Source organism: Plantibacter sp. RU18 (assembly GCF_050613355.1).
In the GTDB taxonomy this organism is placed as follows: Bacteria; Actinomycetota; Actinomycetes; order Actinomycetales; family Microbacteriaceae; genus Plantibacter.
Genome location: NZ_CP159618.1, coordinates 709,475 through 726,570, shown reverse-complemented (window position 1 = coordinate 726,570; position 17,096 = coordinate 709,475). Strand labels below are relative to the sequence as shown.

Sequence of the window (17,096 nt, the reverse complement as noted above, 5' to 3'; positions counted from 1 at the left end):
CCGGAATCCTCGCGGCCCGGCGCGACGCCGGATCAGCTGCGTCGGTCGACGATCGCTTTCGCGAAGTGCACGAGTGCCTTCTTGACCGAGCCGTCCGGCAACGGCGCGAGTGCGTCGATCGCCTCCTGCGACCACTGCTGCGCCTGGGCGAAGGTGCGAGCGGTGACGGCGTGGTCGCGCAGGGTGGCGACGAGTGCTGCGAAGCGGATCGGATCGTGGTCCGTCTCGGCCGCCGCTTCGTCGAGGCGTGTGACGAGCGCGGCCGCCTCGGCGTCGGTCGCAGCCTCGCGACGCAGGTACAGCATGGGGAGCGTCACGACGCCGGCGCGCAGGTCGGTGCCGGGGACCTTTCCGGTCTCCTCGGGCTGTGGGGAGAGGTCGATGACGTCGTCGATGAGTTGGAAGGCGATGCCCACCTTCTCGCCGAATTCGACGACGGCACCCTCGTACTCGGCAGGCGCGTTGGAGAAGATGACGCCGCTGCGGGCGGCCGCCGCGATGAGCGACCCGGTCTTGTCAGCGAGGACCTGGATGTAGTGCTCGACCTCGTCCTGGCCCTGGCGCGGGCCGGTGGTCTCGTGCAGTTGCCCGAGCACGAGGCGTTCGAACGTGGCGGCCTGGATCCGGATCGCGCGCTCACCGAGGTCGGCCATGATCTGACTCGCCCGGGCGAACAGCAGGTCGCCCGTGAGGATCGCGGTGTTGTTGCCGAACACCTGGTGGGCGCTCGGCACACCTCGACGCTTGTCCGCGTCGTCCATGACGTCGTCGTGGTACAGCGAGCCGAGGTGCGTGATCTCGATGGCCTCGGCCGCCTGCAGCACCTGCTCGGTGATGCCGTCTCCCAGCTGGGCGATGAGCATGGTGAGCAACGGACGGACGCGTTTCCCGCCGGCCTCGAGGAGGTACCGCGCGGTGACGTCGACAAGGTCGTCCGTGAAGCCGAGCTGCTCCTCGAGACCGACCTCGAGGCGTGCCACGCCGTCGTCGATGGTCTTCGCGAGCTTCCGGTCCGCACCGGTCGCGAACATGCGTTCGGCCAGCCCGGCCTGACTGGTCAGGCTGCTGACACGGCGGGTCGCGCTGGGATTCACAGGTCTAGCCTAGCCGTGGCGGCCGCTCCCCTGCGCGCGAGCCGGGGAATCCATGGACTCGTACCGGCCGATTCGCAGCTGTGGTCGGACCACAATGCGGTCGTCATCTCAGCTGGATGCCGTCCGAGTCGTAGAACGCGAGGTGCGGGAACTCGTGGGCGAGCTCCAAGAGCATCGTGTACCCGTCACCGTTCAACGGCGGCCAGGTCCAGGCGTCGACGCCCTGGGCGGCGGGGAGTGCGGCCCGGAACAGCCCGGCCTCGACGCCCGTACCGAGGTGCTTCGGCGGCACGACGAGCATCTCGATGCGGGCCGAGGGACCCGAGACGACGAACTGCAGACGCGCACCCGTCGCATCGTCGCGGACGATGAAGTCACGGGTTCCCGGGGTGTCCGGTGGGATCTCCGTGGTGTCGTAGCGCTCGTAGGGTTTCGCGAAGGCCGACTTCGCCCGCCGGGCGTTCATGAGGATGACGACGAGTACGAGGCCCACGATCGCGATGCCCCAGAGCCACGGGCCGCCAGGCAGGTTGTCCAACATGCCTCAAGTATGCCCGCCCCGCCTGGGCGCGTCAGGTGAGCGGAACCCTCAGGTGAGCCCGCCATCGACGGACCGACCGTATTCGGCCGGGTCCTCGGGCACGAGCACCTCGGTGTCGCGGTTGAGGCTCTCTCCGCGGAAGAACGGCTTCGACGCCTTGCGGGTGTACCAGAGCAGCATGAGCACGAAACCGAACGCCAACGAGCCCACCCCGATCACGAAGGTCCCGCCGACCCCGAAGAGCACGGTGTACCCGTAATCCACGTCGAACATGTCGATGCAGCTCTGCACGAACGCGAAGGTGAGCATGAGGGCACCCAGCAGCGGGAACAGCCCCTTGAAGACGAAGTCCCGCGCCGAGCGGAAGAGGACCTTCCGGAAATACCAGACGCACGCGTAACCGGTGATGCCGTAGTAGAACGCGATGGCGAGGCCGAGCGACAGGATCGAGTCGGCGAGGATGTTCTCACTGACGAAGGTCATTCCCACGTAGTAGACGATCGCGACGATGCCCATGACGAGCGTCGAGAACGACGGCGTCTTGAAGGTCGGATGCACGGTCGAGAACTGCTTCGGCAGCGCTTTGTACGCCGCCATCGCGAGCGTTCCTCGCGCCGTCGGCAGGATCGTCGTCTGCGTCGACGACACGGCGGAGATCAGCACGGCGACGACGAGGATCCACGCCCACGGCCCGAGGATGAGGTCCTTCAGCGCCAGGAAGATGTCGTTCGCGTTGTCCTCGTTGCCGAGACCGGCGCCGGTCTCACCGAGACCCGCGTAGACCATCGCTGCGACCGTGACCGTGACGTAGGTGACGAGCAGGATCACCGTGGAGATGAGGGCTGCACGGCCAGGGATCTTCTGCGGGTCCTTCGTCTCCTCGTTCAGGGCGAGGCAGGTGTCCCAGCCCCAGTAGATGAACAGCGCGAGGAGGACCGCTTCGGTGAAGGCGTGGAAGTCCGTGAACGCGAACGGGTTGAACCAGTCGAGCGAGACCGCCGTCGCGTTCGGCGCAGAACCGTTGGCGGCCCCGATGAAGGCGAAGACGGCGAAGAGCACGAGCGCCAGATACTGGACCGCGAGGAGGATGTTCTGGATCTTCTCCCCCAGCTCGATCCCGCGGTAGGACACCCAGGTCATGAGTGCGATGAACACCACCCCGGTCGCGGTGACGAGGGGCACGTTCGAGGCGAGCGAACCGTCGCCGATGAGCAGCCAGAGGTACTGTCCGGCGATCTGGGCGAGGTTCGCGAGCACGACGATGCCTGCGAGGGCGACACCCCAGCCTCCGATCCAGCCCGTGACCGGGCCGAACGCCTTCGTCGCCCAGGTGAACGTGGTCCCGCAGTCGGGGACGTCACGGTTCAGTTCCCGGTAGGCGAAGGCGATGAACAGCATGGGGATGAACGCCACGATGAACGCGATCGGCGCCTGCGCACCGACCGCGAGCACCACGAAACCGAGGGTCGCCACCAGCGAGTACACCGGGGCCGTCGAGGCGAGTCCGATGACGACCGAGCCGAACAGGCCGAGCGTGCCCGTGGCGAGACCCTTGCCACCGGTCGAGGGGCCGGGCTGCGCTGCACGGTCCGTTTCATGTGCTGTCATGACGGAACGGTAGGGCCACGCGACCCTGTGTGTCAATGCTCCCATCCGGGAGGGACTACGGAATCAGTCGCTCAGGTGGGATCCGGACAACGAGATCAGCAGCTGATCCTGAAGGCGAGTATCGAGATGAGACGCGACGCGCGATCTGATTCAGGCGGGCCGGAGTCCGCGGTGCAGCGCGACGATGCCGCCCGTGAGGTTGCGATAGGCGACCTGCTCGTACCCGGCTTCACGGAGCCAGGACGCGAGCTCCGGCTGAGTCGGCCAGGCGCGGATCGAGTCGTTGAGGTAGGTGTACGCCTCGGCGTTCGAGGACGCGATGCCCGCGACGAGCGGCATCACCCTGTCGAGGTAGAGGTTGTAGGCCGCGCGCATCGGGGCGAGCGTCGGCGTCGAGAACTCGCAGATGACGATGCGTCCACCGGGCTTCGTGACGCGGAGCATCTCGGCGAGTGCGTCCTTCGGACGGACGACGTTGCGCAGGCCGAAGGAGATGGTCGTCGCGTCGAACTCCTCGTCGGCGAACGGGAGCTTCGTGGCGTCCGCCTCGACGAACTGGATGTCCGAACGGTCCGCGTACTTCTCGCGGCCCACGGCGATCATGCCGGGCGAGAAGTCGGCGGCGACCACCTGGGCGCCGTTCTTCGCGAGCGACGCAGACGACGTGCCGGTGCCCGCTGCGAGGTCGAGGATGCGTTCGCCGGAGGCCGGGCCGACGGCACGCGTGGTCGCGATCCGCCACAGGGCGTCGTTGCCGACGGAGAGGACCGCGTTCATGCGGTCGTACTTCGTCGAGACGTCGTCGAACATGGCCGAGACCTGCTCGGGCTGCTTGGAGAGGTCGGCGTGGTTCACCCCTCCATCCTACGTCGGCGCCACCGGTCGGAGCCCGTGAGCGGGCTGGGGAGGGTGCGCCGTCGCACAGGCGTAGGGTTGGGAGGTGACCATTCCCCTGACCTCGTCACTGGTCGCCCAGACCGTCGCGATCGACGACCCGCGCCAGCTCCTCCCCTTCGCCGATCAGACGGCGCCGCTCCTCTGGGTACGGAAGGGACAGGGCATGGTGGGTCTCGGCGAGGCGCTCCGTCTCGAGTTCACGGGGCCCGACCGCTTCACCCGCGCCGCAGCCGCCTGGCGCGAGGTGGCAGCGGCCGCGAGCGTCACCGACCACGTCCGACGCCCCGGCACCGGCCTGGTGGCCTTCGGCACCTTCGCCTTCGACGACGAGTCGTCCGCGACGAGCGTGCTCATCGTCCCGCGCACCATCATCGGCCGCTACGAGGACACCAGCTTCATCACCCGGATATCACTCGATGGCGGCCCGACGCCGATCGAACCGTCCAGCACCGGATACGGGCCCGAGTACCGCATCCAGCTCGTCCCCGGCGATCAGACACGGGACGGATACGTGGATGCCGCTGCTCGGGCCGTCGCGCGCATCCAGTCCGGCGCCCTCAGCAAGGTCGTGCTGGCCCGCGACCTCACCGGACACCTCCCGGCCGGGGCGGATCTCCGCCGGGTCCTCTTCGATCTGGCGCTCGGCTACCCCGACTGCTGGACCTACGCGGTCGACGGGTTCATCGGTTCGAGCCCGGAGACGCTCGTCCGAGTGGACCGCGGCTCCGTGTCCGCCCGCGTCCTCGCCGGAACGATCTCGCGCGGGTCCGACGCGGACAGCGACCACGATCAGGCGGTCGCGCTCGCGACGAGCGCGAAGGACCAGGACGAACACCAGTTCGCCGTGCAGTCCGTGGTGAACGCCCTGCAGGCGCACACCCCGCAGCTCAGCCGCAGCGAGATGCCGTTCACGCTCAAGCTGCCGAACCTCTGGCACCTCGCGACCGACATCTCGGGCAGACTCTCCGACGGCTCGTCCTCGCTCGACCTCATCGACGGACTGCACCCCACGGCTGCCGTCGCCGGAACGCCGACCCTGGACGCGCTGTCACTCATCCGTGAGCTGGAACCCTTCGACCGCGGTCGCTACGCCGGTCCGGTCGGGTGGGTCGACGCCTCAGGCGACGGGGAATGGGCGGTCGCCCTGCGCTGCGCCCAGATCGCACCCGACGGCGACATCACCGCGTATGCCGGCTGCGGCATCGTCGCGGACTCCGACCCTGCATCCGAACTGATCGAGACGAAGATGAAGTTCCGCCCCATCGTCGAAGCATTCGCCTGACCCCATCTTCACCTGACCCCATCTTCACCTGACCCCATCTTCAGAATTCAGGGAATCTGTCGCGCGGGTGAGCAACTCGCCGCAGTTTCTCGCGGAAATAGGACATCCGGCGCCGAATCCAGTCGGATTCCCTGAATTCTGAAGAGTGCAGTGGGCGTCAGGTGGCGGCTAGGCGGGCCTGTTCGACGGCGATGTCGTAGTCGGCCGGCGGCCACTGCGGATCGATGCTTTCGAGCGCGTCGAGGAGCAGTCGTTGCACGGCGGCGCGCGCGTACCACTTGTGGTTCGCCGGGATGACGTGCCACGGAGCAGCAGCGGTGCTCGTCCGGTCGAAGACGAGCTGGTAGGCATCCTGGTACGCGGGCCACAACTCCCGCTCGTCCACATCACCCGGGTTGTACTTCCAGTGCTTGTCCGGGCGTTCGAGGCGCTCGGCGAGTCTGGCCTTCTGCTCGTCGGCGCTGATCTGCAGCATCACCTTGACGAGGCGGGTACCACGGCCGAGCAGGCGCGCTTCGAAGTCGTTGATCGCGCCATACCTGCGTTCGATCTCCTCCGCCGGAGCGAGTTGGCGGACGCGACCGATCAGCACGTCCTCGTAGTGCGAGCGGTCGAACACGCCGATCTGTCCGGGCGTCGGGGCGTGCGACTCGACCCGCCAGAGGAAGTCGTGTGCGAGCTCCTCCGGTGTCGGCTTCTTGAAGGCGTAGTGGTGGACGCCCTGCGGGTCGACGGCACCGACCACATGCCGGACGATGCCTCCCTTTCCCGCCGTGTCCATGGCCTGCAGCACGAGCAGCACGGCGTCCGGCGCGCCCTGGGTGCTGGCTGCGAAGAGCCGCTCCTGGAGGGCAGACAACGCCGGGACGCCCGCGGCGAGTTCGCGCTCACCATGCTTCTTCCCGCCATCGAACCCGGGTGTCGACTCCGGATCGACGTCGGAGAGCCGGAACCCCTCACCGACCCGGAGGGTGTCGCGGGGAGGTGTCGACCAGGACGATTCGTGCTTCGATGCCGTCATCCGCCCATTCTGGTCGCTGCGCGGTGCAGAAGTCGAGGGCTTGGACGTGCCGCGCCGTTCAGCCGCGCGGCAGAGGGACCTCGATGAGCACGGGGCCCGTGACCGGCGCCGTGAACGCCTGGTCGAGCTCGACCCTCGTGGTCGCCCTGCGGTACTGCCAGCCGTAGGCCGTCGCAAGCGCTTCGAGGCCGACATGCTGCGGCGTGTACTGCACGCGGTCGAACAGTGAAGGCTGGGCCGACTGGGCGACCTCGAGCGCATCGAAGATCGTCCCGCCACCGTCGTTGCCGACGATGACCTGCAGGCGGGGTTGCACATCGTCGTCGAGGAGCAGCGCGCCGACGTCGTGGAGGAAGGCGAGATCGCCGAGGAGCACCCGCGTGACGCCCGGACCGCCCGCCGCCTGACTCGCGAGCGCGATGCCTGTCGCCGTGGCGATGGTTCCGTCGATGCCTGCGAGCCCGCGGTTCGCATGGACGCTGATCTTGCGACCGGGTACGAGTCCGTCGGCCACCCGGATGAGGCGGGATGCGCCCACGATCAAGCGGTCGTGCGGCCAGGTCGCACGCCACACGGCGTCGACGAGGAGCTCGCGGGTCACCGGGAGGCGGACGGCGTCGAGCTCGGCGCGGACCGAGGCGAGCCGCTCGGCAGGGGTGTTCGAGTGGAGCCCGTCGAGATCGGGAGCTGCCGGAGAGGGATCGATCACGCGTTCGCGGGAGCCGACCACCCAGGCACCGAGCCAAGCACGATCGGCCGGCCCCGCGGCGACCTCGATCGAGGACACGATGCGATCGGCGAGACGGCCGGGGTTGTAGACCTCCGCACCGGTGGGGGCGACGATGACCGTCTCGACGCCCGGCTGCTGCAGGAGCGCAGGCACCTCGCGACTCAAGGTGGGGTGACCGAAGACGACGACACGCTCGACCGCTGCACGGTAGTCGTCCTCGCGCAGCAGCTCACGGTACGCGATGACGACGTTCCGCCCGAAGCGCGAGCCGCTCGAGACCTCCGCGATGAGCGGCCAGCCGCCGTCGGCTGCGAGCTGCTCGGCCGCGGGACCTGCGCCGTGCCCCGCGACGACGAGCGTCCGAGGGCCGCGTTCGAGCACGAGGTGATGACGCTCAGGGAAACGGAGGGTGGACGGGGCGGTCGAAGGCGCGACCGCCAGTGCGGCGATCCGATCGGTGACCTCGATGGAGCGGGGCGCGAGCGGTCCGGAGAGCGGCTCCCGGAACGCGAGGTTCAGATGGACCGGCCCGGGATCGACGGCCCCGGTGGCAGCGCGGTAGGCGCGCTCGGCGAGTTCGACGGCGGCGAGCTGCTCACCGTCGGCACCGTTCGGAGCGTCGAGGTCGACGGACAGTCGTGATGCCGAGCCGTAGAGGTCGTCCTGCCTCGTGGTCTGGTTCGCGCGGATGCCGTGGGCCTCCGCCGGCCGGTCAGCGGTGAGGACGATGAGCGGTACCCCGGAGTGGTGCGCCTCGAGCACCGCCGGGTGCAGGTTCGCGGTCGCGGTGCCCGAGGTCGTGATCACGACGGCGGGACGGCTGGTCTCGACGCCGAGTCCGAGCGCGAGGAAGCCGGCGACCCGTTCGTCGATCCGCACGTGGAGGGTGAGGGCGTCCGTCGCCGCGAGTTCGGCGGCTGCGAGCGCGAGCGCCTGCGACCGGGAACCGGGGCAGACGATGACGTCGGAGACGCCGGCGGCGACGAGGGCGTCGAGCAAGGTGGCCGCGAACGTGCTCGCGTGGCTCGGCGAGACCACCGGACGATCAGGTCCGGGGCGGTCGGGCGTGCTCACGAGGCGCTCGGGGCGCCAGGTGGCTTCCGGCCGGGGCCGTCGTCCGGGGTGTCGGAGCCGGGAGAGGTGTCACCGTGCGGTTCGGCGTCGGTGCCGCCACCCGGTTCGTCGTCGAAGCGCTTCAGTTCGTCCTCGAGGTCGCGGATCCGCTTGGACTGCGCTCGCTCGGCGTCCAGCTTCTTCAGGAAGTCCGGATCGTCGTCGGGAGCGGAGCCGCGCGGGGCCGCCTTCGGGGCGCGGACGCGGCCGATGATCCACCAGAGGAGTCCGCCGATGACCGGCAGGAGGAGGATCGCGAAGATCCAGGAGGTCTTGGAGATGCCCCGGACGCGGTCGCGCGGCATCGTTGCGCAGTCCACCACCGAATACACGATGAAGACGACTGCCGCGACGGCGAGGCCGATCCAGAGACGAACCATGTACCCATCGTAAACGCCAGGTGACGCGATTGGCTGGGGTTGCCCTCAGGCTCGGCGCCTACACTTGACTGGTGAATCGCATTCCCGCTGCCATCCGCTACACCGTGCTCCGCCTGCTGGCGTTCGTGGTGCCGCTCCTGCTCCTCGTCTTCCTCACGGGGTTGCAGCCCTGGATCGCCGCGATCATCGCCGCGATCATCGGTTTGTGCGTCTCGTACATCTTCCTGCGGACGCCGCGCGAGACCGTCGCACAGGAGCTCTTCGAGCGCCGCCACGGCGACAAGCCCGTCCCTCACGACGACGAGGACTCCGAGGATGCGGCTCTCGACGCGACGACCGCTGGGACAGCCGCGTCGGACGTCCCGGTCGGCGAAACCGCGTCAGCTGCCGATGCCGGGCGTGTACCAGAACGCCAGTCCGAGGATCACACCGAACGCTAGCTGCACGAGGCCCGTCAGCTTCAGCGCGAGGATCTGCTCCTTCGGCGTTGTCGAGTAGAGCACGATGACGCACGCCGGGATCGCCGCCAGCAGGGCGAACATGGTCAGCCACGCCACCGGGTAGAACAACGCCAGGAACCCGGCGATGACGAACGGTACGAGCAGCAGGACGCAGTAGAGCACCTTCGACGCGATGCGCCCGACGATGGTCGACAGCGTCCGCTTGCCGACGGCCTTGTCCTGCGCGAGGTCGCGCAGGTTGTTGACGACCAGGGCTGCACATGCGATGAGGCCGGCGCCGACGGCACCGAACCAGGCCTCCTGGTTGAGTCGGCCGACCTGGACGAAGGTCGTCCCGAGCGTCGCGACGAGCCCGAAGAAGACGAAGACGAACACCTCGCCGAGTGCGAAGTACCCGTACGGACGTTTGCCGCCCGTGTAGAACCATGCGGCGATGATCGCGACCGCACCCACCGCGAGCAGCCACCAGAACTGGGTGAGGATCGTCAGGATGACGCCGGCGACCGCTGCGATACCGAAGAAGACGAGCGCGACGGTGAGAACCGCCTTCGGCTTCGCCGCGCCGGAACCGGTCAGTCGGCTGGGACCGACGCGGAGGTCGTCCGTGCCGCGAATGCCGTCGGAGTAGTCGTTCGCGTAGTTGACCGCGATCTGCAGCGCGAGCGCGACGATCAGGCAGAGCAACGCGCGGATGGGGTGGTAGACGCCCGGACCCGCGATGATGGAGGCCGCACCGGTTCCGATGAGGACGGGAGCGATCGCCATCGGCAGTGTCCGGATGCGCGCTGCACCGACCCAATCGCCGAACGTCGCCGTGCGGACGGGCGGCGCATTGCGACCCCCGCTCCGAGCGGGGTTGCCGGATCGTCCACCGTGCGCTCCACGCCCCGCGAGGGTGCGCTGCTGGGTCTTCGTCTGTTGTTTCGGCGCTGTCGGCCGTGCTCCACTTGCCACGACGGCGAGTCTACTCGCGGACGCTCGACCGGGGCCGATCACAGGGCGCCGACGGCCGCCAACGTCTGTCGGATGGCCGGAGCGATGTGTTCCGCGAACGCCGGAGTGATGTGCACGCTGTCGTACTTCGTCGGCGTGGTCCCGGCGAACGCCGGGCAGCGGGCGTCGACGCAGCTGAAGGGCAGCGACGAGACGAAGCGTTCACCGGCCGCAGCCGCGGCGGCCTCGTTGGCGGTGGCGAACGCCGTCCAAGCCTCGTCGATGCCGACGGTGCAGTCCTGCGGACTCGACACCCTCGAGTAACAGGTGCCGAGATCGGCTCCGAGCGGTGGCGGGGCCAGGAACACGACCCGGCCCGCGACATCGAAGTCGGCCGTCTCAGCGAGTGTCGAAGCCATCATGGCCGCGGCGTCGAAGGTACGGCCGTCGGCGGTCCGTCCCGCAGCGAACGCGTTCGAGACGATGACGAGGTCCGGCTGCTCAGCGGCGATGCGTTCGGCGATGTCGTGTTTGCGTGTGGGGCAATCGTCCATCACACCCGACCCGCTGTTCTGGATGAGGTCAGCCGTGAACCGGCAGCCGTAGAGACCGATGGTGGTGACCCGGACGGCGCCTCCGCTCTGGTCGGCGATGGCGCGGAAGGCGGGAGCGTACGCGAGCGCTGTCGAGTCACCGACGAGGTACAGGTGTTTCGGCGCCGCTGTGTCGCCCCAGGTGCACGAAGCGACGTCGGGGGTCGGACCGATGTCGAAGCATGCCCGAGCCGGATTGGTGCTCGACGTCGCCGTGATCGCGTCGTCGAGGCTCGGCGAGAGGTCACCCGGCCAGCTGCTCGCCTCGGTCGCGAGGTGCAGCTCCTCGGCGATCCCCGCCAGCGGGTCTCCTGTCGAGGTCGCGACGGCGGCCGGACCTCCCGCGGCCACGGGCATCCGGAGTGCCGGGCCGAGCACGATCACGGCGAGCCCGGCGACGATCACGACCCCCACCGCCGAGTACAGGTACTGGGCGGCGAACCGCTCGCGCCAATTGCTCCACGCTGCTCGCCGACCGGCTGCGTCGCCGCGGAACGAACCGGGCAACGGCGCACGGTGCAGCGGCTGCTCGATGAGCAGGTAGGAGAGCAGGGACACGCAGAACGTAGCCGCCAGGAGGCCGGGGATGCTGCTCAGGACGGTGTCGGGCACCAGCATCGGGATGAAGACGAGGATGGGGAGGTGCCAGAGGTAGAGCGAGTAGGACATCGCTCCGATGCCCGCGCTCAACCGGTTCGTGATCGGGAAGAGCCACCGGTCGTACGCGGCACCTGCACCGGTCCCGGCCGCGATCAGCAGCATCGCCGAACCGACCGGTGCGAGCGCCCAGGGCACGGGGAAACCCGACGCCCCTGACACGAGCAGGGCGGAGGCCACGACGCCGCCGAGCCCGACCCAGCCGAGCACGACCCGCACGGCCGTCGGCAGCGATCGCAGGAGCGGCGCACCGACCGCGAGCAGCGCGCCGGCGCCGAGCTCCCACACGCGCGCTCCGGTCGAGAAGTACGCGGCCTGCGGCGTCGACTGTGACTGGTGGAGGCCGAACACGAACGAGACGCCGACGACGACGAGCAGGATCGCGCCGATGACCATCCGTGAGCGGACGACGGGGCGTGTTCCGCGGGATACGAGGCCGAGTACCACCAGGAGGAGCACCGGCCACACGAGGTAGAACTGCTCCTCGATGGAGAGCGACCAGAAATGCTGCAGCGGTGAGACCGCGTCGTCGGCGTGGAAGTAGTCGGTGCCCTCGGCCATGAACCGCCAGTTGGAGACGAGGAGGGCGGCGGAGACGGCATCCCACCACGTGGCGAGCGCGCGCGGGGTGTTGAACAGCCAGGACGCGAGCGCGGTCGTCGCGACGAGGACGACGAGCGCCGCCGGCAGGATCCGTCTGATCCGTCGACCGAAGAACCCGGCGAGCGAGATCCGGCCGCTGCGTTCGTGCTCTCGGAGCAGCAGCCCGGTGATCAGGAATCCGGAGATGACGAAGAACACATCGACGCCGATGAAGCCGCCGAGCGGCAGACCGGTGGTGTGGGCGAGGATCACGGCGATCACGGCGAGCGCCCGCATGCCCTGGATGTCCGCCCGGAACCCGGCCCGGGGGTACGCGCGCGCGACCTGCGTCTCAGTCGTCGATGCCACCTGTCGTCCCCCGGCTGCGGCCGTCAGGCGACACGCATGGGAGAGCTTGCCGTATCGGACGGTGATGCCGCAAACCGGTGCCGTGCGCGGTGCCGGTACTCCTCAGACGAGCCGGGTGCGGATCGTCGCGATGTCCGGTTTCCCACTGGCGAGCAGCGGTACGGCGCCGACACGGAACAACCGAGCGGGTCTGGCCGCTCGCCCGAGCGCCGACTCGACCGCAGACCGCGCGTCCTGCAGCAGCGCATCGTCGCCGTTCGTTGGAGACCCGGTGACGACGATCACCGAGGCCTGACCGAAACGCTCGTCCGGCACGGAGACGAGCAGCGCGTCGTCGAGACCCCGCACCGAGCGGACGACCGCCTGGACCCGATCGAGCGAGATGTTGATCCCACCGCTGATGATGACGTTGTCGGCACGCCCGGTCACGCGCACCACGCCGTCCACGATCTCTGCGGTGTCACCCGTGCGGTACCAGCGGGCGCCGTCTCGCACCGGGAACGAGGCCGCGGTGCGGTCGGACTCGCCGAGGTACCCCTCCGCCAGCACGGGGCCGCTGAGCTCCAGTTCACCGTCGACCAGTCGCGTCCCGACGTCGGAGAAGGGCACGCCGTCGTAGAGGCACCCGCCGGCGGTCTCGCTGGACCCGTAGCTGCGGACGACACGGATGCCGAGTGCGGCCGAGCGGTCGAGGAGCGCCGTCGGCGTCGCCTGCCCCCCGACGAGGAGGCCGCCAAGGCTCGTCAGCGCATCGCGGACCGCGCCTCGGGCCTCCGCCGCGTTGACCAGCTGCTGCAACTGTGCCGGCACGAGCGCGGCGAACCCGGTATCCGCGGTGATCGAATCGACTCGTCGGCAGAACGTCTCGGCATCGAACGACCCCGCGGGCATGACGACCGGCTCCGTTCCCGCGACGATCGAGCGCAGGAGGACGTTCACACCGGCGATGTAGTGCGTCGGCAGCGCGAGGACCCATTGCGACGAGTGCACGCCGGCCTGCGCACCGCCGAGCGCGACCGCCGAGCCCTCGGCGCTTGCGAGCAGCGCCTCGGCCGACAGCGCGACCCGCTTCGGGACGCCCGTCGACCCCGAGGTCTCGATCACGAGCGCCACGCGCTCATCGACCGTCATCGCCGCAGCCTGAGTGCCGGCCTGCAGCGGGAGGACGGCCGGGCCGCTCCCGTCGAGTGCCGACCGCAACGCCGTGAGCATCACGGACGCGTCGGCGGCGACGGGCAGCAGTGCGCGCGGCATCAGAACTGCCAGGGGAAGGGAGACCAGTCCGGCTTGCGCTTCTCGAGGAACGAGTCCCGTCCCTCGACGGCCTCATCGGTGCCGTAGGCGAGACGGGTCGCCTCGCCGGCGAACACCTGCTGGCCGACGATCCCGTCGTCGACGGCGTTGAACGCGAACTTCAACATGCGGATCGCTGTGGGCGACTTCCCCATGATCGTGCGTGCCCACTCGACACCCGTCTGCTCGAGCTCGGTGTGCGGCACCGCCGCGTTGATCGCGCCGGCCTGCAGCGCTCGCTCTGCGTCGTACTCCTGCGCGAGGAAGAAGACCTCGCGAGCGAACTTCTGGCCGACCTGCCGGGCGAAGTAGGCGCTGCCGTACCCGCCGTCGAACGATCCGACATCGGCGTCGGTCTGCTTGAACCTGGCGTGCTCGCGGCTCGCGATCGACAGGTCGCACACGACGCCGAGGGAGTGCCCGCCGCCAGCCGACCACCCGGGGACGAGGTTGATGACCACCTTCGGCATGAAGCGGATGAGCCGCTGCACCTCGAGGATGTGCAGCCGCCCATTGCGGGCGGCGTCGATCCCCGTCGACGTCTCATCACCGGACGCGTCGTCGCTGGCGTAGCGATAACCGTCCCGGCCACGGATGCGCTGGTCGCCGCCCGAGCAGAACGCCCAACCGCCGTCCTTGTCGCTCGGGCCGTTCCCGGTGAGGAGCACCACGCCGACCGTCGGGCTCTGACGGGCGTGATCGAGTGCCCGGAACAGCTCGTCCACCGTGTGCGGGCGGAACGCGTTGCGAACCTCCGGTCGATCGAACGCGATGCGCACGAAACCGCCCTCGTGGGCGACGTGGTACGTCAGATCGGTGAGGTCCTCGAACCCCGGTACGACGTCCCAGATCTCGGGATCGAACAGTTCGGACACACGATCGCTCATGCCACCAGCCTAGGCACTACTCCGGCTTGTCGAGGTCCGCGTACGGTTTCAGCGCCTCGAGATAGTCGGCCCGATCGGCCTCCTTGAGCAGGGCGTAGGCGTCGAGGTGCAGCTCGATGCCCTCGGCCGCCATGTCGTAGTAGTCGATGTCGAACTGGCGGTCCTTCGTCACCGTGCCCGCCGAGTCGAGGGTGAGGTCGACGATGCTCGCCTGGAAGCTGCCGGCCCGGGAGATCGTGTCGTAGGTGTGCAGCTCCCACAGCGCCTGGGTGTCGATGGTCTCGCCGCCGTACTGTTCCGTCAGCTCGCCGGGCTCTCGCCATGACGCCGGAGCGTTCTGCATGTCGAGGTTCGCGATGCCGTGACGAAGCAGCACCTGGCGGATGATCTCCACGACCCGACTCTTCTCCTCGAACGTACGCACCGTCGTCGTGGTCTGCCAGATCGGTGCGGTGTACTCGTAGAGCATCGAATCGCCACCGTATCCGTTGTGGTCGATCTCGCTCTCGGACGGTTGCCGCTCGACCCATTCGAAGCCGAACTCGGCGGTCAACGCTGTGCGGATCTCCTCGAGCATCGTGTCCGACTCGTCGCCGAACTCCTCGTAGCTGGGACCGTCCAGGGTGTCCTTCGCGTCGACGTAGGCCGAGCCGGGATAGGTGTCCCAGATCGGGTCGTGGTCGTCGTCGCCGTCGCGGCTCCCACCGGCGGAGTAGCCGTCGCCGGACGCTCCTGACACGATGCCCCGCACCATCGTCGCCGTCAGGGGGTTGATCGCGATCAGCAGCACGAGGGCGAGGACACCCAGGCGGCGACTCGCCTTGCGGGTGATGACGACGATGCTGGCGTAGAACAGGGTCAGTTGGACGACGCCGATGAGGATGAGCGCGCCGACGACGGCCCAGGCGGTCGCGCCCGGCTCGAACAGGACGACGAGGAGGATCGCGAGGAGCCCGAGGACGATGGTTGCCAGAAGCAACGCTCGTGGCGACAGGAAGGCCGCACCGCGTGCGCGGGTGCTCGTCGATGCCGGAGGTTCCGCCGTCGGCTCGCTCTGCTCGCTGTGCGGCGTCGCGTTGACGACCGGAGGCGCAGCGACTGCAGCCTTCGCCTCTCGAGCGGCCCGCTTGCGCGCCTGGCGCGCCGAGGGCCGACGCGTCGTCCCTCGGCGCCGTGAGCCCGGGCGACCGAAGCGGGCGGTGCGAGCCTCGATCTCCTCCTCGGTCGGTTCCCGTGCCGGCTCTGCGAGTGCATCGGCGCGAGCTCTCGGCGGAGCACCGGGCACTGGCGGAGCGTTGGGGTCTCGCGGCCCGTCAGGCGGGCCATCGCTCGGTGGAACGTCCGCTCCGGAGGACGACTCGGGTTCTGGCACCGGCGCGAAGATGGGGGCCGGTACCGAGAACGCTTCGGGCTCGTCCGTCGCCCGGGCGGGCGCGCCGGAGTCGTCGCCTGGCGTCGGCTTGCGTCGGGAGAACAGCGGCACGGGATCGATTGTGTCACGGCCCTTCGACATGCTCAGGGAACGAGCACCTCTTGCCGCCCAACGCCCACCGCTCACCGAGCTTGTCGAGGTGCCCCGCAGAGCAGTCCCCCACCCGCCCCGAGACGGAGGCGCAGTGCGCAGGGTGCAGGATAGGGACATGCAAGCGACCATCGATGAAGTGCTCGCCACGGCCCGAGTGGTGTCCATCCCCCTCCGGGTCCGCTTCCGCGGCATCGACACGCGGGAGGCCGTGCTGTTCCGCGGCCCTGCCGGCTGGACGGAGTTCTCCCCGTTCATCGAGTATGACGATGCAGAGTCCGCGGCATGGTTGCGAGCGGCCATCGACTTCGGTTGGTCCGAGCTGCCCCCGTTGCAACGCGATCGCATCCGCGTGAACGCGACGGTCCCGGCGGTCGACGCCGACGACGTCGCCGCCGTACTCTCCCGCTTCCCCGGCTGTCGCACCGCCAAGGTGAAGGTGGCGGAACGAGGCCAGCTCCTCGCGGACGACATCGCACGGGTCGCGGCCGTCCGACGCGCGATCGGCGCGGAAGGACGGCTTCGCATCGACGCCAACACGAACTGGAACGTCGACGAGGCGGAGCACGCCATCCACGCACTCGCCCCGTTCGACCTCGAGTACGTCGAGCAGCCGTGTCCCAGCGTCGAAGAGCTCGCCCAGGTCCGCCAGCGCGTCGGATACATGGATGTCGCCATCGCGGCCGATGAGAGCGTGCGGAAGGCGGAGGACCCACTCGCCGTGGCGAGAGCCGGGGCCGCTGACCTCCTCATCGTGAAGGCGCAACCACTCGGGGGTGTGCACGCGGCCGTGCGCATCGCGCGCGAGGCGGGGCTCCCCATCGTCGTCTCGAGCGCCCTCGACACCTCGGTCGGCATCTCGATGGGCGCACACCTCGCGGCGGCACTCCCCGAACTCGACTACGACTGCGGGCTCGGCACCACGGCGCTCCTCGACGGCGACGTCACCAATGAGCCGCTCGACCCGTTCGACGGGGGTATCGCGGTGCGCCGGGTCGAGGTCGCGCCCGAGCTGCTCGAGCACTTCGCTGCGTCTCCCGAGCGCACCGCCTGGTGGCTCGACCGGCTGCGCCGCACGCACGCCCTGCTCGGCTGAGCGCCAGCCCTTCGGCATCCTCACGGAGCGGAGACCC

General features: G+C 69.2%; 15 protein-coding genes. 3 read left to right on the top strand and 12 right to left on the bottom strand.

Annotated features, from left to right (window positions below):
* Positions 1–32: 32 nt before the first annotated feature.
* The 4 genes from ABMA10_RS03440 to ABMA10_RS03425 all read right to left on the bottom strand — a co-directional run bounded on the left by ABMA10_RS03440 (position 33) and on the right by ABMA10_RS03425 (position 4,098).
* Complete coding sequence (locus tag ABMA10_RS03440) at positions 33–1,094, bottom strand: polyprenyl synthetase family protein (RefSeq protein ID WP_347866873.1); 1,062 nt, start codon at positions 1,092–1,094, stop codon at positions 33–35.
* A gap of 103 nt (positions 1,095–1,197) precedes the next feature.
* Complete coding sequence (locus ABMA10_RS03435; RefSeq protein ID WP_347866872.1) at positions 1,198–1,635, bottom strand: hypothetical protein; 438 nt, start codon at positions 1,633–1,635, stop codon at positions 1,198–1,200.
* A gap of 48 nt (positions 1,636–1,683) precedes the next feature.
* Positions 1,684–3,243, bottom strand: coding sequence for an APC family permease (locus ABMA10_RS03430; RefSeq protein ID WP_347866871.1), 1,560 nt, complete (start codon positions 3,241–3,243; stop codon positions 1,684–1,686).
* A gap of 150 nt (positions 3,244–3,393) precedes the next feature.
* Positions 3,394–4,098: a demethylmenaquinone methyltransferase gene (locus ABMA10_RS03425; protein ID WP_431031174.1), complete on the bottom strand. Its 705-nt coding sequence runs from the start codon at positions 4,096–4,098 to the stop codon at positions 3,394–3,396.
* An 85-nt stretch (positions 4,099–4,183) separates the two neighbouring features.
* On the opposite strand from ABMA10_RS03425, the gene ABMA10_RS03420 reads away from it, so the two are divergent.
* Complete coding sequence (locus ABMA10_RS03420; protein WP_347866869.1) at positions 4,184–5,422, top strand: isochorismate synthase; 1,239 nt, start codon at positions 4,184–4,186, stop codon at positions 5,420–5,422.
* Positions 5,423–5,579: 157 nt separating this feature from the next.
* Here the strand turns inward: ABMA10_RS03420 and ABMA10_RS03415 are convergent, their stop codons facing one another.
* The 3 genes from ABMA10_RS03415 to ABMA10_RS03405 are packed head-to-tail and all read right to left on the bottom strand — an operon-like array spanning position 5,580 to position 8,666.
* Positions 5,580–6,443 (bottom strand): polyphosphate kinase 2 family protein, encoded by an 864-nt coding sequence (locus tag ABMA10_RS03415; protein ID WP_431031173.1) that lies wholly within the window; start codon positions 6,441–6,443, stop codon positions 5,580–5,582.
* A gap of 58 nt (positions 6,444–6,501) precedes the next feature.
* A complete protein-coding gene (gene menD, locus ABMA10_RS03410; protein WP_347866867.1) occupies positions 6,502–8,247 on the bottom strand; it encodes a 2-succinyl-5-enolpyruvyl-6-hydroxy-3-cyclohexene-1-carboxylic-acid synthase in 1,746 nt (581 codons plus the stop codon).
* Positions 8,244–8,666 (bottom strand): PLD nuclease N-terminal domain-containing protein, encoded by a 423-nt coding sequence (locus ABMA10_RS03405; RefSeq protein WP_347866866.1) that lies wholly within the window; start codon positions 8,664–8,666, stop codon positions 8,244–8,246. The genes menD and ABMA10_RS03405 overlap by 4 nt, the downstream gene beginning before the upstream one ends.
* 71 nt (positions 8,667–8,737) lie before the next feature.
* Between ABMA10_RS03405 and ABMA10_RS03400 the strand changes: the two genes are divergently transcribed.
* On the top strand, positions 8,738–9,106 hold the full coding sequence (locus ABMA10_RS03400) for a DUF4229 domain-containing protein (RefSeq protein WP_347866865.1): 369 nt from the start codon (positions 8,738–8,740) through the stop codon (positions 9,104–9,106).
* Here the strand turns inward: ABMA10_RS03400 and ABMA10_RS03395 are convergent.
* The 5 genes from ABMA10_RS03395 to ABMA10_RS03375 form a co-directional block, all read right to left on the bottom strand.
* Positions 9,047–10,081, bottom strand: a complete 1,035-nt coding sequence (locus ABMA10_RS03395) for a 1,4-dihydroxy-2-naphthoate polyprenyltransferase (RefSeq protein WP_347866864.1) — start codon at positions 10,079–10,081, stop codon at positions 9,047–9,049. The genes ABMA10_RS03400 and ABMA10_RS03395 overlap by 60 nt on opposite strands.
* 38 nt (positions 10,082–10,119) lie before the next feature.
* Positions 10,120–12,261, bottom strand: a complete 2,142-nt coding sequence (locus ABMA10_RS03390; RefSeq protein WP_431031172.1) for an acyltransferase family protein — start codon at positions 12,259–12,261, stop codon at positions 10,120–10,122.
* A 102-nt stretch (positions 12,262–12,363) separates the two neighbouring features.
* Positions 12,364–13,515: an AMP-binding protein gene (locus ABMA10_RS03385; RefSeq protein WP_347866862.1), complete on the bottom strand. Its 1,152-nt coding sequence runs from the start codon at positions 13,513–13,515 to the stop codon at positions 12,364–12,366.
* On the bottom strand, positions 13,515–14,441 hold the full coding sequence (locus ABMA10_RS03380; protein WP_347866861.1) for a 1,4-dihydroxy-2-naphthoyl-CoA synthase: 927 nt from the start codon (positions 14,439–14,441) through the stop codon (positions 13,515–13,517). The genes ABMA10_RS03385 and ABMA10_RS03380 overlap by 1 nt, the downstream gene beginning before the upstream one ends.
* 16 nt (positions 14,442–14,457) lie before the next feature.
* A complete protein-coding gene (locus ABMA10_RS03375; protein WP_347866860.1) occupies positions 14,458–15,924 on the bottom strand; it encodes a hypothetical protein in 1,467 nt (488 codons plus the stop codon).
* Between the two features lie 157 nt (positions 15,925–16,081).
* Between ABMA10_RS03375 and ABMA10_RS03370 the strand changes: the two genes are divergently transcribed.
* Positions 16,082–17,059, top strand: a complete 978-nt coding sequence (locus ABMA10_RS03370) for an o-succinylbenzoate synthase (RefSeq protein ID WP_347866859.1) — start codon at positions 16,082–16,084, stop codon at positions 17,057–17,059.
* Positions 17,060–17,096 lie beyond the last annotated feature (37 nt).